General features: G+C 69.5%; 10 protein-coding genes and 1 pseudogene. 7 read left to right on the top strand and 4 right to left on the bottom strand.

Translation table 11 applies throughout. The annotated features are described in order from the left end of the window. Both ACJ8AT_RS30900 and ACJ8AT_RS30895 read left to right on the top strand, forming a co-directional pair. A pseudogene (locus ACJ8AT_RS30900) lies at positions 1-243 on the top strand (glutamine amidotransferase); the annotation flags it as partial. Between the two features lie 13 nt (positions 244-256). After that, on the top strand, positions 257-1,273 hold the full coding sequence (locus tag ACJ8AT_RS30895; protein ID WP_407741526.1) for a hypothetical protein: 1,017 nt from the start codon (positions 257-259) through the stop codon (positions 1,271-1,273). Between the two features lie 3 nt (positions 1,274-1,276). Here ACJ8AT_RS30895 and ACJ8AT_RS30890 read toward each other — a convergent pair whose 3' ends face one another. Next, entirely contained in the window at positions 1,277-4,192 is a 2,916-nt protein-coding gene (locus ACJ8AT_RS30890; protein ID WP_407741525.1) for an ATP-binding protein, read from the bottom strand. A 393-nt stretch (positions 4,193-4,585) separates the two neighbouring features. Here ACJ8AT_RS30890 and ACJ8AT_RS30885 point away from each other — a divergent pair, with 393 nt between their 5' ends. Both ACJ8AT_RS30885 and ACJ8AT_RS30880 read left to right on the top strand, forming a co-directional pair. Next, positions 4,586-5,569: a hypothetical protein gene (locus ACJ8AT_RS30885; protein ID WP_407741524.1), complete on the top strand. Its 984-nt coding sequence runs from the start codon at positions 4,586-4,588 to the stop codon at positions 5,567-5,569. Positions 5,570-5,637: 68 nt separating this feature from the next. Beyond that, positions 5,638-6,462, top strand: a complete 825-nt coding sequence (locus ACJ8AT_RS30880) for a phytanoyl-CoA dioxygenase family protein (RefSeq protein ID WP_407741523.1) — start codon at positions 5,638-5,640, stop codon at positions 6,460-6,462. A gap of 13 nt (positions 6,463-6,475) precedes the next feature. Here the strand turns inward: ACJ8AT_RS30880 and ACJ8AT_RS30875 are convergent, their stop codons facing one another. After that, positions 6,476-7,870 (bottom strand): FAD-dependent oxidoreductase, encoded by a 1,395-nt coding sequence (locus ACJ8AT_RS30875; protein ID WP_407741522.1) that lies wholly within the window; start codon positions 7,868-7,870, stop codon positions 6,476-6,478. Positions 7,871-8,081: 211 nt separating this feature from the next. On the opposite strand from ACJ8AT_RS30875, the gene ACJ8AT_RS30870 reads away from it, so the two are divergent. Continuing rightward, entirely contained in the window at positions 8,082-9,023 is a 942-nt protein-coding gene (locus ACJ8AT_RS30870; RefSeq protein WP_407741521.1) for a DMT family transporter, read from the top strand. Between the two features lie 88 nt (positions 9,024-9,111). Here ACJ8AT_RS30870 and ACJ8AT_RS30865 read toward each other — a convergent pair whose 3' ends face one another. Next, positions 9,112-10,137 (bottom strand): methyltransferase, encoded by a 1,026-nt coding sequence (locus ACJ8AT_RS30865; protein WP_407741520.1) that lies wholly within the window; start codon positions 10,135-10,137, stop codon positions 9,112-9,114. A 125-nt stretch (positions 10,138-10,262) separates the two neighbouring features. Here ACJ8AT_RS30865 and ACJ8AT_RS30860 point away from each other — a divergent pair, with 125 nt between their 5' ends. Both ACJ8AT_RS30860 and ACJ8AT_RS30855 read left to right on the top strand, forming a co-directional pair. Further along, positions 10,263-10,964, top strand: coding sequence for a TIGR02269 family lipoprotein (locus tag ACJ8AT_RS30860; RefSeq protein ID WP_407741519.1), 702 nt, complete (start codon positions 10,263-10,265; stop codon positions 10,962-10,964). After that, entirely contained in the window at positions 10,961-11,695 is a 735-nt protein-coding gene (locus ACJ8AT_RS30855; protein WP_407741518.1) for a double-CXXCG motif protein, read from the top strand. The genes ACJ8AT_RS30860 and ACJ8AT_RS30855 overlap by 4 nt, the downstream gene beginning before the upstream one ends. Before the next feature lie 20 nt (positions 11,696-11,715). Here ACJ8AT_RS30855 and preA read toward each other — a convergent pair whose 3' ends face one another. Then, positions 11,716-13,104 carry an NAD-dependent dihydropyrimidine dehydrogenase subunit PreA gene (gene preA / locus ACJ8AT_RS30850; protein ID WP_407741517.1) on the bottom strand — a complete coding sequence of 463 codons (1,389 nt, stop codon included), beginning with the start codon at positions 13,102-13,104 and terminating at the stop codon, positions 11,716-11,718. Positions 13,105-13,106: the final 2 nt, after the last annotated feature.

Genomic DNA, 13,106 nt, shown 5'->3' with positions numbered 1-13,106 from the left:
TCCACGGACCGGTACACGCAGCAGGCGTTCCGGCTCGGCAAGTCCTACGGCTTCCAGTTCCACATGGAGCTGAGCGCCGAGGACCTGGATCGCTGGCTCGCCCAGTGGGGCGACTCGGAGGGCTTGAAGGGCAAGAACGTGCAGGAGCTGCGCGCCCAGGTTCCCAAGCTGAAGGCCGCCGAGGCGGAGCTCACCGAGCTGCAGCACCGCCTCGCGAACCACTTCGCCAAGGCGGTCCGCTGAAAGGAGCCGGAGCGTGCTCTCAGGCTGGCTGGGAACGCTGGGGCTGGGGCTCGCGCTGATGACGGCGGCGCCTCCGCCGCGCGTTCAGATGCCCAAGGCGGTGTGCAACCTGTCCGGCGCCTGCATCACTCTCCAGGAGGAGGAGCGCACCCAGGAGGGGCTCCTCATCCTGCGCATGGAGGAGAAGCTGCCTCGCCGGATTCCGGCGGAGGGCGCCTTCTCCCAGTGGCTCGCGTGGCCCATGGAGGCCGAGCGGCAGCGGCAGCTCGTCTCGCGCGCCGCGGACTTCCAGGAGGTGCTGGCGACGCCCGCGGGCCACTTCGAGCTGTTCATCCCATCCCTGGTTCTCGTGCGCCGAGCGAAGTCCGAGCCGCCCTCCCCGCTCGTCCATGTCGCCTTCGAGCCAGCCGAGAAGGGCGAGCTGAAGGCCGCGGTGAACGAGGTGGTCGCGGCGGCTGACGCGCGGGGCCTGCTCACTCCGGAGCAGCGGCAGGTGCTCGCATCACGGCAGAAGGCGCTCGAAGGGCGGCTGCCGGAGCTGGTCCGCGCGTTGGATGCATTCCGCGCCCGGCCCACGGAGGCCAAGGCGCGAGACACCTTCCTCTCCGCCCTCCTGGCCTTCCCTGGCCAGGAGATGGAGCTCGGCTCGCAAGCCCTGGCCCCGGAGATTTTCCTCACCGCCGGCCAGCGCACCGCGCTCCGCAAGGTTGGCTATGAGGTGGAGGGGAAGCGCTGGCTGGAGTACCCCGGCACCGCGGAGCTGGCGTACCGGCTCCACGTCCAGGCCTGCTCGCTGGAGCAGCTCGTGCGCGAGTGGAACGCCGGCCTGCGCGGCCCCAGCTCGGGCATCGAGGATGTCCCCCGTCCAGGACTGGAGCTCGACCGCGCCCATCGTCACGATGACGTCAGCTTCACCCTCGACGTGCGCAACGACACGAATCGCACGCGGATGGATCAGGTCCTCCAGCGGCTGCTCGAGCTGCCCGGAGTGCGTCTGGCGCCCGGCCCTCCCCTGCCACCCGCGCGCTGAGCCCTACGCGAAGGGACAGGCCTGTGAGCGCAGCAGCGTGACGAGCTCTCGCAGCACCGGATCCGTCTGCACCTCGTACTCTTCCTCCAAGGCCTCAAAGCTCGCCTGCGCGGCCGAGTGGTCTCCCAGCACGGCCTCCACCGCCGCACGGTGCGCGGCGAAGCGGAGCGCGTGCCATCGGTCCACTCCCTCCAGCGCGGAGACGGCCTCGGCCAGCCAGTGCCGCGCCTCCGCCAGCTCGCCCAGGGCCAGCTCCGCGCGGCCCAGCTCGCCCATCGCCGTGCCCTCCAGCAGCCGCACGCCGAGCTGCCGCCCCATGCGCATGACCGCCGTGAAGTGCTCACGCGCCTCGCTCGCCCGTCCCTGCTCGAGCAGGAAGCCTCCCAGGTGGAGCCGCGCGAGGGCATGGCCGGCTTGATCTCCCACGCTGGCCGCGCGAGTCATCGCCTCCGTCACCAGCGCCACCGCCTCGCCGACACGCCCCGTCTCCCCGAGCGCCACGGCCCAGTGCGTGGTGAAGCTGACCTCGAGCGCCACGTCTCCCACGGCGCGGAACAACTCCTGCGCGGCCTGGAGATGGGACATGGCCACTTCGGGGCCTGAGCGGACCTGCTCGACCAGGCCAAGGTGGCCTCGCGCATAGGCCTCCAGCCATCGGTTGGCCCCGGCGTGCAGCTCCTGCGCCCGCTGGATGAACGCCCACGCCGCCGCCACGTCCCCCTGCTGGCGCGCCACGATGGACAGATCCACCAGTACCCGCTTCTCCCCCGCCACGTTCTCCGTGGCCCGCAAGAGGAAGCGCGCCTCCTCCAAGTCCCATCGAGCGGCCTCCGTGTGGCCCGCCTCCAGGTGGAGCCGGCCCCGAACCGCGCGGAGCAGCCCCAGCCGCTCGGAAGGCAGCGCGACGGAGTCCGCCAGCGCGTTCGCCCGCTCCAGCCGGGTGAGCAGCAGGCTGATAGGGCCTCGGGTGACGATGTCCGGCTCCAGGGCCTCCATCGCCTCCAGCGCCACCCCCACCGAGTGCGCCGTGGCCGGCGCCACGGCGAGCGCGTTGTCACAGGCGGCCAGCAGGTTCTCCCGCTCCAGCACGAGCCGGCGCAGCGCCTCCGCGCCTCCCGCTCCGCGTACCCGCTCGCGCAGCCCCCGCGCCAGCGAGAGGTGCCACTCCGCGTGCCGCGCCACGAGCGCCGCCTCGCCCCCGAGCTCCTTGAGCCGATCCGCGGCGTACTGGCGAATGCTCTCGTACATGCCCAGGCGCCCCTGCCCCACCAGCCCATCCACCTCCTGGGTCCGCAGCAGGGACCGGGCCCGCAGAGACTGGAGCACCTGCCTCACGCGCAGCGAGCCGGGAGGCAGCACCAGCACCGCCTCGGCGGCCTCCAGCGTGAAGCCGCCGCGGAACACCGAGCACTGGGCCAGCGCCGAGCGCTCGGCCGGATCCAGCAGGTTCCAGGACCAGTCGATCGCGCCGCGCAGCGTGGCCTGGCGCGCCGGCGCATCCCTCCTCCCGCTGCGCAGCAGCTCGAAGCGGCGCGACAGCCGCTCCCGGAGCTGGCCCACCCCCAGCACCGCCGTGCGCGCCGCCGCCAGCTCGATGGCCAGGGCAATCCCGTCCAGCCGCCGGACGATGTCCACCACGTGCGGCGCCTCCTCGGCCGTCAGCTCGAAGCGCCCTCGCGCCTCCCGCGCCCGCTGCACGAAGAGGCGCACCGCCTCCGAGCCGGCAATCACCTCCAGCCGCGTCTCCTCGGCCTCGGGCAGCGCCAGCGGGCCGAGATCCAACAGGCGCTCCTGGGACAACCCCAGCTCCTCCCGCGAGGTGATCAGGAACCGAGCGCGCGGCGCCAGTGCCAGCCACCGCTCCAGCGCCTGGGCCCCATCGCGCGTCACCTGCTCCAGGTTGTCGAGGATGATCAGCACGCCGCCGCAGTCATTCAGCGCGAGCCCCAGCTGCTCCACCGGATCGCCCGCCCCCTCCTCGTGCTTCAGCGAGATGCCGAGCGCCTGGGCCACACCGTGACAGAGCGCCTCCGCGGTCCTCGCCTGCTCCAGCTCGCACAGCCACACCCCGCCCTCCCAGGCGCACGACTCCAGCTCCAACCCGCCAAAGTGCGTGGCCAGCCGGGTCTTCCCCATGCCGCCGGGGCCCAGCAGGGTGACGAGCCGGTGCTCCTCGTGGAGCCACTGCCGCAGCGTCTCCAGCTCCGCGCTCCGGCCGATCAGATCCGCCTGCACCGCCGGCACGTTGCCCTGCCGCTCGCGCGCCGCCAGCGGCATCCCGAACCGCCGCTCGGACAGCGACGCGGGGAGCACCTCCACCAGCGCCACCGGACACTCGATGCCTCTCAGCCGGAACGCCCCCAGCGGCCGGGAGGCGTGCAGCCCCAGATCCTCCGCCGCGATCCGAGACCACGCCGTGCCGCTCACCAGCACCTGGCCGCCGTGCCCCGCGGCCACCACTCGCGCCGCCGTGTTCACCACCCGGCCCAGGTAGTCCATCCGTCCCGTGCGCACGTCGGCGCGGCACTCGGGCTCGCCGATGTGCACGCCCATGCGGACCCTCAAGCCCCGGTGCAGGTAGCCCCGTGGCCCCAGCTCCTCCGCCACCTCGGGCTGCGCCAGCAGCTCCTCCGGCCAGGGCGCCTGGAGCAGCGCCTCCTGCGTCTCCAGACACCAGCGCACCGCGTCCACCGGCGAGGTGAACGCGAGCATGAACGCGCCGCCCTGGGTCTTCACCTCATAGCCGGAGTGGCGCTCCAACAGCTCGCGCATCACCTCGTCATGAAGCTCGAGCGCCTGTCCCATGGCCGAAGCGCACCGCTCCCATAGCCGCGAGGCGCTCGGGATGTCGGTAAAGACAAGAGACACCGTCCCGCGCGGAGGCCCCGAGCGACGCGAGGAGCACACCGCGCGAGCCATCTGGCCGCGGGGTAACCCCGGCGCTCCCCTCTCTTCGCCTGGGAAGACATCACCCATCGCCCACTCCCATCTCTCCACACGCGAGAGAGGTATTTCCTGGGCGCTGCGTGTGCACCTGTCACCCCGCGCGGACCGTTGAAACTGATCACACGCCCCCCTTCGCGGAGTGCGGAGCACCCGCTCCCTCCGTCGTAGCTCGCGTTTGGATCATCCAGGACTGAACGCTCACACGCCTCGGAGCAGGAGCAGGGAGCGCCCGGGAAAATTGGCGGCGGGGGGTAGCCCCTCCGGTATCTCGTTATTAGCCTGTTTAAAGCCTTAGACAAGTTAAGCAGTTATTGCGCGGCTTTCCTGTACCCCCACTTCAAGCCACCCCCCTTGAGGAGGATCCCCATGCCGACCACGCGAGCTGAACAGGATCTGCACTTCCACAGCGGAATCCCGAGCGAGGCCCACACCCACGCGGTGCACGCGGTCCCCCCCGTGCTGCTGCTGCTGGTGTCGCTGGCCACCGGCTGCGGTCTGGCGGAGGACCCTGTCCCGGCCTGGGAGCCCACGAGCGAGGTGCAGGAGCTGGACTCGGACAATGGCTTGTCCGTCAATGGCTTGTCCGTCAATGGCTTGTCCGTCAACGGCCTGTCCGTCAATGGCCTGTCCGTCAACGGCCTGTCCGCCATGGACTTCCAGAACTGGTTCCAGGGGGATCCGGCGCAGGCCGCCAACGTGATGCACTACGTGGTCCTGTGCGCCGTTCCCGCCGGCCAGACGCGCTCGTATACGAATGTCCTCTCCGGGACGACGTACACCTGGAGCGGCAGCCTGGGACTGGCGCCCGGCTGGGCCAACGGGCGGCCCGCCACCGTCGCCGAGCAGCAACTGGTCTCCGCGTGCCTGGCCGCGCACGTGAACAAGTACGGCGTGCACATCTCCCTCTCGGTGCTCGGCCGGGACAGCACGGGCCAGGCCATCCCCTACACGAGCGATGAGCTGTCGACCCACTCGCGGCGCGAGGCCTGCCTCTTCGGCAACCTCTTCACCCAGGATGGCATCTATGCCGGCAGTGCTGGTCCGGAGCTCAGCTCGAGCGAGAGCTCCACGCGGGTCTGCACGCTCGGGGGCACGCCCGGCACCTCCCAGACGGCCAACTGCGCGCCGCTGACCCAGGTGGGCTCCTGCGGCACCTACTGCACGCTGGACTCCACGGGGACGTACTACACCTCGTGCACCTACAACGGGGTGACGTACCAGCCGCTCACCACCCGGCTGCAGCCGCAGGATGTCTACGAGTGCGGTGACGGCGTCTGCCAGATCACCGAGAGCTGCGGCACCTCGGGCCAGTACAACAGCTGCGCGGCCGACTGCGGCGCCTGCCCCTGAGCCTGACCCCGCCCCTGGCTTCTCCGCCGCGTGCGTTCGCGGTACGGTCCGCGGCCCAGGGAGCGAACATGAGCCGGGCTGATGACTTCGAGCGACAGGGCTTCCTCGTACTGCCGGACTTCGTGCCGGCGGCCTCCTGCGATGCGCTGAAGGCTCGCGCCGAGGCGCTGGTGGAGGGCTTCCAGCCCGAGACAGTCTCCATCTTCACCACCCACGAGCAGACCCGGACCTCGGACGAGTACTTCCTCTCCTCCGGAGATCAGATCCGGTTCTTCTTCGAGGAGGGGGCCTTCCGGCCGGACGGCTCGCTGCGCCAGGCCAAGGCGCTGTCGCTCAACAAGATTGGCCACGCGCTGCATGACTTGGATCCGCTCTTCAGCGAGTTCTCCCGCACGCCGGCGCTGGCGGCGCTGAGCGCGGAGCTGGGGCTGAGGCAGCCGCTGCTCTTGCAGTCCATGTACATCTTCAAGCAGCCCCACATCGGCGGCGAGGTGAACAGCCACCAGGACTCGACGTTCCTCTACACGGATCCGCCCACCTGCCTGGGCTTCTGGTTCGCGCTGGAGGACGCCACGCTGGAGAACGGCTGCCTGTGGGCGCTGCCCGGCGGGCACAGGGTGGGCCTGAAGAAGCGCTTCGTGCGCGCCCCCGGAGGCGGCACCGCGTTCCGGGTGCTGGACGCCACGCCGGTGCCCGAGGAGGGCTTCGTCCCGCTGGAGGTGAAGAAGGGCACGCTGGTGGTGCTCCACGGGCTGCTGCCGCACAAGAGCGGCCCCAACACCTCGCCCAAGAGCCGCCACGCGTACTCGGTGCACCTGATCGACGGCGCAGCCAGCTACCCGCTGGACAACTGGCTGCACCGCTCCGCGCAAATGCCGCCGCGAGGCTTCTGAGCCCCGCGCCCGCTCAGGCCGGAGCCCGCGGCAGGGTGTGCACGTTGGCCCGCCGCGGGAAGGGGACGAAGAGGCTCTTGAGCCCGTAGAGCGCGAAGGCCGCGAGCATATCCGGCCGCAGCAGCGCCTCCATGCCGCGCCGCATGTGCATCACCTCGTAGAACTGGCGGCAGGCCAGCGTGCTCACCGAGGTGAAGTCGAGCAGCGTGCCGAAGCCCCAGTGCAGCAACCCCAGCCCCATGAAGCGCTGGCCCTGGGCCTCCGGGAACTTCAGGTCCATGGTGGTCCCCATCATCCACGGGACGCTGATCAGCTTGGCCAGCTTGCGCTGGAAGCGCCGCGACAGGCCCTGCACGGAGCCCGGGGTGGAGCGCACTTGCGCCGCGACCACCTCGCCCAGCAGCTTCGCGCTCAAGCAGCACACCGTCATGCCCTGGCCATAGACGGGGTTGAGGGCGCACACCGCGTCCCCGAAGACGACGAAGCCCTCCGGGAAGCGCTCCATGCGCTCGTAGTGCAGCAGCCGGCTCGAGGGCACCTTGTGGATGACGGCCTCGCCCAGCGGCTTCGCCTCGCGGATGGCCTCGTAGATGTCGGGCTTGGGCAGCGTGCGCGCGAACTCCAGGAAGCCCTCGTCGGTGGTGGGCGGGTAGCCACCGAAGTAGCCATGGAGCGTGACGAGCCAGCGCCCTCCCTCCACGCGCGCGATGAAGCCTCCCTTGCGCTCCTCCGGCGCGCGGGGGAACACGGCCATCATCTTCCAGTCACCCTGGTAGCGGGGCGAGGGCTCGAAGAACTGGCTCGTGTAGGCCAGCTGCAGGCCGACCTTCTCCTCCTCGGGCTTGCCGTAGCCGAGCGCCTCCAGCCAGCCCGGCGCTCGCGAGCCACGGCCCCCGGTGTCCACGACGAGATCCGCCGGGAGCGTCTCCTCGCCCTCGGCCGTCCTCACCTTCACGCCGGTGACGCGGGTGCCGGTGTCATCCGTGAGCAGCGCCTCCACCGAGCAGCCCTGGCGAAGCTTCACCTGAGGCAGCATGGCGACGCGGCCGCGCACCTTCCACTCCAGCCACATGCGGGTGCAGAGGATGAGCTCGATGCCGCTGACGTAGCGCGGCTTCCACGAGCCCGCCGTGCACCACGCCGCGTCGCGCCCCATGTCCATGCGCTCGGCGCCCTCGGCGTACATCTGCTGCACCAGGCCCGGGAAGAGCTTGTCGATCACCTGGAGCCCCGCGTCCAGCAGCCCGTGCGCATGGCGCCCCTGCGGCACACCCTTGCGAGCCTCGGGTCCCTCGCAGGCCTCGTCTCGCTCGAGGACGATGACTTCCTGGAAGTAATCCGCCAGCACTCGGGCGCCCAGCAGGCCCGCCATGCTGCCACCAATGATCACGGCTCGATCGAATCGCATCGTGTTCCGCATGTACTCCCCCCTGAAGTGAAGACACTCGCAAGGTTAAGCCAACTCTGCCCAACCCGAGGAGTTTCCTGATGCGCTTCCTCCTCTCCTCGCTTGCCGGCCAGCCGGAGTGTGGGCCCGCCCCCTCCCTGGCCGTATCTCCGCTGGGCGCCTGAGAGCGTCCGTGCGCCCACATGCTCCCCGTGCTACTTCCGCCCACGCCATGGCCTCCGTCTCAGTTTCTCGCCCAGCGGACTCGCTGAAAGTGGTCCTCGCCTACTGCATCTGCTTCATCACCTGGGGCTCGACGTGGTCAGTGGCCAAGGTGGGCCTGGAGGACGTGCCGCCGCTGCACTTCGTGGGCGTGCGGATGCTGGTGGCCGGGCTGGTGCTGCTGCCGTTCAGCCGCGCCGGAGGGAGCGCGCTGGGAGCGGGCACCCTGGCGCGCATCGTCGCCCTGGGCGCCCTGCAGATTGCGATTCCCTTTGGGATGATGTTCGTGGGCCAGCAGTGGATCCCCTCGAACTGGTCCGCGCTGCTGTTCTGCACCTACCCGGTATGGGTGCTCCTGGTGGGGCGGGCGCTGATGCCGGATCAGCACCTGACGCCGCGCAAGCTGCTCGCCGCGGGGCTGGGGATTGCAGGCGTGGTGTCCCTGCAACGAACCCAGCTGGGAGCGCTGGCCGTCTCCGGCCCGGTGATGCTGGGGGGCCTGCTCATCCTGGGCTCCGCGGGGCTCATCGCGGTGGCCAACGTGCTGGTGAAGCAGCACATGGGGCATGTGCCGCCACACCTGCTGGTGTGTGTCCAGACCTTGACCAGCTCGCTGCCGCTGCTGGGAGTGTCCTTTCTTCTGGAGGCGGGGACACCTGTGCACTGGACGCCCCGCGCGGTGTTCGCCGTGCTGTGGCTGGCCTTGGGCGGCACGGTGGTGACGTACCAGCTGCTGTATTGGCTGCTGCCGCGGATCTCCCTCGCGGCGCTGGGGGCCATGGCCATGCTGGACACGCTGGTGGCGGTGGTGCTGGGAGTGGTGGTGCTGCGCGAGCCGTTCACAGGCTCCGTGCTGGTAGGTGGCCTGTGCATCCTCTCGGCCGCCGCGCTGGCCAACCGGCCGGCGCCTGAGTCGCCCGGGACTCCGCCGCCCAAGGCCGCCAGCGACTGAGGGACGTCTGGCTTTGTTCGGCACGGGGCGAACCGGCAGCTCCACTCAGGGCGGATGAACCGCTGGCGTAGGGCGCGCCCCGCGAGGCTCAACGCCGCTGGGCCTCGATGAGGCAGATCCCACTCTGGGTGGGAGTGATGCGCTCCAGCGCCCAGCCCGTTGACGCGAGCAGCGTCTTGAACTCGCGGGCCGTGCGCTCGCGGCCATCCACGAGCACGAGCATGTTGAGATCCATGAGCGGCACGAACGAGGGCTGGCCATCCTCTGGCATCACCAGCTCCACGACGAACAGCCGGGCGCCCTGCGGCGCGCCCTGGTGGATGTGACGGAGGATGGTGGCGGAGGAGGCATCGTCCCAGTCGTGGAGGATGTGCTTGAGCAAGTAGGCCTCGGCGGCGGGGATGACGGGCTCGAGGAAGCTGCCGCCCACCAGTTGCACCCTTCCGGCCAGTCCCACCGCCTCGATGCGGGCGCGGGCGCTTTCGATGACGTGGGGCAGATCGAAGAGGATGCCTCGGCAGGAGGGGTGGGCGCGAAGTACGGCCTCCAGCACCACGCCCTGGCTGCCGCCGATATCGGCCACGCGGGCATAGCGGGAGAAGTCATGGAGGCGCGCCACCTCGCTGGCAAGCATGCCGGAGAGACCGCCCATGGCCCGAGCGAAGTGGGTGGCCTCCTCGGGGTGCTTCACGAAGTGGTCCCAGAAGCCGGTGCCCAGCGCGGCACGAGCGGTGGACTGGTTGGTGCGAATCGCCTCGGGGAGCCGGCCCCAGGGCAGCCAATGGGAGCGGTCGCTCAGGGCGATGGCGATGTCACGCATGGAGCCTGGCGCTTCCGAGCGGAGCAGCTCGCCCATGGGCGTCAGCGAGAAGGCGCGCGGAGACACCTCCTGCACGAGGCCCGCGGTGACAGCGCCGCGCAGCAGGCGATACAGGCCCTCGGGGTGGGTGCCCAGCTCGCGAGCCACCTCATCACTCGGGCGGGGGCCGCTCGTGAGCCGGTCCGCCACGCCCAGCTGGGCGACAGTATGGATGACCTGGGTGATCCAGTAGCCGTGCAGGCGCTCAACGAGTTGCTGCGTCGGGGGGACATTGTCTGAGGGAGTGTTCGCCATGTCCGGCGATGTAACAAAGGCTCCAGCAAGCGTGCAGCCTCGGAGGTGGAGCCAGCGACGCGGGCGGCTCCCATTGGTTGAAATGTTACGCTCGCAGCTCCATGAGCAGACACTCCTGGCGATGGATGTGGCTGCTGGCGCTCGGCGCGCTGGCGGCCTGTGCGACGATTCCGGCTCCCGAAAATGAGAGCGTAGACAATGAAGAGGTGGGGCACGCCGTCTCATTCCAGGAGGCGTGCCAGGACGAGAGCAGCCTGCTGGCGCTGTGTCACGGCCAGCAGTGCGGGCTGTACCGCTGCCGGGAGGTGCTCCAGCGCCTCATGCTGGGACAGACGGCGCTCGCGTGGGCCGAGGTGGAACCCCTGGCCGAAGTCGGAGGGACGGCGCAGCGCAATTGGGGGAGCGCGCAGGAGGTGCCGTGGGATTCGCGCCCGGTGCTCGTCATCCCGTGGGACCACCAGCCACCGCTGCTACCCAGTCAGCTGAAGGAGCTGGAGGAAGCGGCCCAGGAACGCAACAAGCAGCACGAGCAGCACCACGTCTTCCCGCGGGCGTTCAGGGAGTTTTTTGAGCGGAAGGGGATCAACATTGATGAGTACACGATCTTACTGGAAGTGATGAAACACCGGAGCATCCACGCGGGGCCGAAAGGAGGCCCCTGGAACGCACGTTGGGGAGAGTGGATCCCCAAGCACCTCGGTGCGCCGAAGGAAGAAATCTTCCGGTATGCGGGGCAGCTTATCTACGAGTTCGAGTTGTTCGGGCCGGTACTGCCATATCGAAAACGGCTACCACAGCCACTCCCACCGGGGTATCAGGGGCCATGAGGTTCTACTCGCTAGAGACAGTACCGAATCCGCGTTACTCGGGCGGGCACGACTACGGAAACAAGTGGGGCCTGCCCGGGGTGGATTGCCCGGTGTGCCGTGCCGTCTGGTCCATCGCTGGGGATTCCTACCCTTCAGTGGATCTGTCCCACTTCCCCCCTCAGGAACAAAAGAAATACCTGCCCCGGTGCGAGGGCGATTACGCAGAGTTCGAGCGGCTGCGCGAGCAGGTTCGCCCGCTGGCCCCCCCTGGCGTTCACCTCTGGCCCGGGACGCTGTTCGGCCCCATGCATGGCTCAGCCCAGGGAGAGTTCGGCCCGCTGGTGCTGCACCACTCGTGGACGCTGCTGATGCGGCGCGAACCCATGGAGCGCTTGCAGGCCGAGGAGCTTCGAGGCCTGAAGGGCGTTCGCACCGAGCTGCGCTTTCGCAAGAAGAACCCGCCCGAACTGCTGGAGATGGAGTTGCTCCCGCGCGGCCGTGTTCATCCGGACTGTCTGCCTGCGGACCGTCCGGCGCCATGCCCTAAGTGTGAGCGCAAGGGAGGGACACGCCCAGATGGATCCGAGATGATCCTAGACGCCGCCACCCTGCCAGCCGATCTGGACCTCTTCCGGCTGGAGGACTTCCTGACGACAATCATTGCCACCGAGCGCTTCGCCGAAGCGGTGCGGCGGCTGGGCTACGAGCAGGACATCGCCTTCCGCGAGCTGCCGACGCGCAGCTCGTAGCCCCAACTCCAGCGCCCAGCCTACCCGCTCTTCCTGCGCGCGGCCGCCGTGGCCTCCAGTCCGCCCGGCACGAAGTCCGTGCCCTTGGCGACCCGGTCATTCCAGCTCTCCGTGGGCTTGCCCGAGGGTACCTCCTCCATGGTGATGCAGTCGGGCACCGGGCACACCAGCTGGCAGAGGTTGCACCCCACGCACTCGTCCTCATGCACGAAGGGCACGCGCGCTCCCGGCGTGCCCGCCTTCGCCGTCACCACCCGGTTGGGCACGTGCTGCGGAATGTGCGTGTGGCCGGCGCGGCGAGACTCCTCCTCCGTCCGCCCCGGAATGTGGATGCACTGGTGCGAGCCATCCATGCACGCCACGTAGCAGAGCTGGCAGCCGATGCACTTGTCCTCGTTGATCTTCGCCACCAGCTTGTAGGACAAGTCCAACTCGCCCCAATCCTGGTACGCGGGCACCGCTCGGCCGCGCAGCTCTGACACCGACTTCATGCCCTTCTCGTCCAGGAAGTTCGAGAGCCCCTCGATCATGTCCTCGACGATGCGGTAGCCGTAGTGCATCACCGCGGTGCACACCTGCACCGAAGTGGCCCCCAGGGCGATGAACTCCGCCGCGTCCCGCCAGTTGGACACGCCGCCGATGCCCGAGAAGGCCAGCTTGCCCACCTGCGGATGCCGCGTGAGCTGCGACATCAGGTGCAGCGCGATCGGCTTCACCGCCGGGCCGCAGTAGCCGCCGTTCGTGGAGGCGTTGCCCACGCGCGGCAGCGGCACCAGGCGGTCCAGATCCACGCCCATGATCGACTTCACGGTATTGATCAGCGACAGCGCCGGGATGCCCGCGCGAGCCGCGGCCTCACCGGGCTCGGTGATGTCGCCCACGTTCGGCGTGAGCTTGACGATGACCGGCACCCGGGCGAACTCCATGGCCCACCGGGAGATCTCCTCCAGCACCTTGGGCTCGGCGCCCACGGCCGAGCCCATTCCGCGCTCGCACATGCCGTGGGGGCAGCCGAAGTTGAGCTCCAGCAGGTCCGCGCCAGTGTCCTCGGCCTTGCGGATGATCTCCTTCCACTCCTCCTTCGTCTCCACCATCAGCGAGGCGATGAGGGTGTGCTTCGGATAGCGGCGCTTCACCTCGCGCATCTCGCGGAGGTTCACCTCCAGCGGGCGGTCGGTGATGAGCTCGATGTTGTTGAGCCCCATCAGCCGGGTGTTGCCGTAATCGATACCGCCGAAGCGGCTCGTCACGTTGACGATGGGGTTGCCCAGCGTCTTCCACACCGCGCCGCCCCAGCCCGCGTCGAAGGCCCGCATCACCTGGTCGCCGGTGTTCGTCGGCGGGGCGGACGCCAGCCAGAAGGGGTTCGGGCTGCGCACGCCGCAGAAATCAATCGACAGATCGGCCATCT

Source organism: Hyalangium sp. (assembly GCF_045802625.1).
Classification (GTDB): domain Bacteria; phylum Myxococcota; class Myxococcia; order Myxococcales; family Myxococcaceae; genus Hyalangium.
This window is presented reverse-complemented; position numbering and strand designations above follow the sequence as displayed.

What these genes read in the sequence shown, in the direction of transcription:
- preA (WP_407741517.1), bottom strand. Translation starts at nt 13,104, where the DNA reads ATGGCCGATCTGTCGATTGATTTCTGCGGCGTGCGCAGCCCGAACCCC.
- ACJ8AT_RS30865 (WP_407741520.1), bottom strand. Translation starts at nt 10,137, where the DNA reads ATGGCGAACACTCCCTCAGACAATGTCCCCCCGACGCAGCAACTCGTT.
- ACJ8AT_RS30875 (WP_407741522.1), bottom strand. Translation starts at nt 7,870, where the DNA reads ATGCGATTCGATCGAGCCGTGATCATTGGTGGCAGCATGGCGGGCCTG.
- ACJ8AT_RS30860 (WP_407741519.1), top strand. Translation starts at nt 10,263, where the DNA reads ATGTGGCTGCTGGCGCTCGGCGCGCTGGCGGCCTGTGCGACGATTCCG.
- ACJ8AT_RS30890 (WP_407741525.1), bottom strand. Translation starts at nt 4,192, where the DNA reads ATGGCTCGCGCGGTGTGCTCCTCGCGTCGCTCGGGGCCTCCGCGCGGG.
- ACJ8AT_RS30885 (WP_407741524.1), top strand. Translation starts at nt 4,586, where the DNA reads ATGCCGACCACGCGAGCTGAACAGGATCTGCACTTCCACAGCGGAATC.
- ACJ8AT_RS30870 (WP_407741521.1), top strand. Translation starts at nt 8,082, where the DNA reads ATGGCCTCCGTCTCAGTTTCTCGCCCAGCGGACTCGCTGAAAGTGGTC.
- ACJ8AT_RS30855 (WP_407741518.1), top strand. Translation starts at nt 10,961, where the DNA reads ATGAGGTTCTACTCGCTAGAGACAGTACCGAATCCGCGTTACTCGGGC.
- ACJ8AT_RS30880 (WP_407741523.1), top strand. Translation starts at nt 5,638, where the DNA reads ATGAGCCGGGCTGATGACTTCGAGCGACAGGGCTTCCTCGTACTGCCG.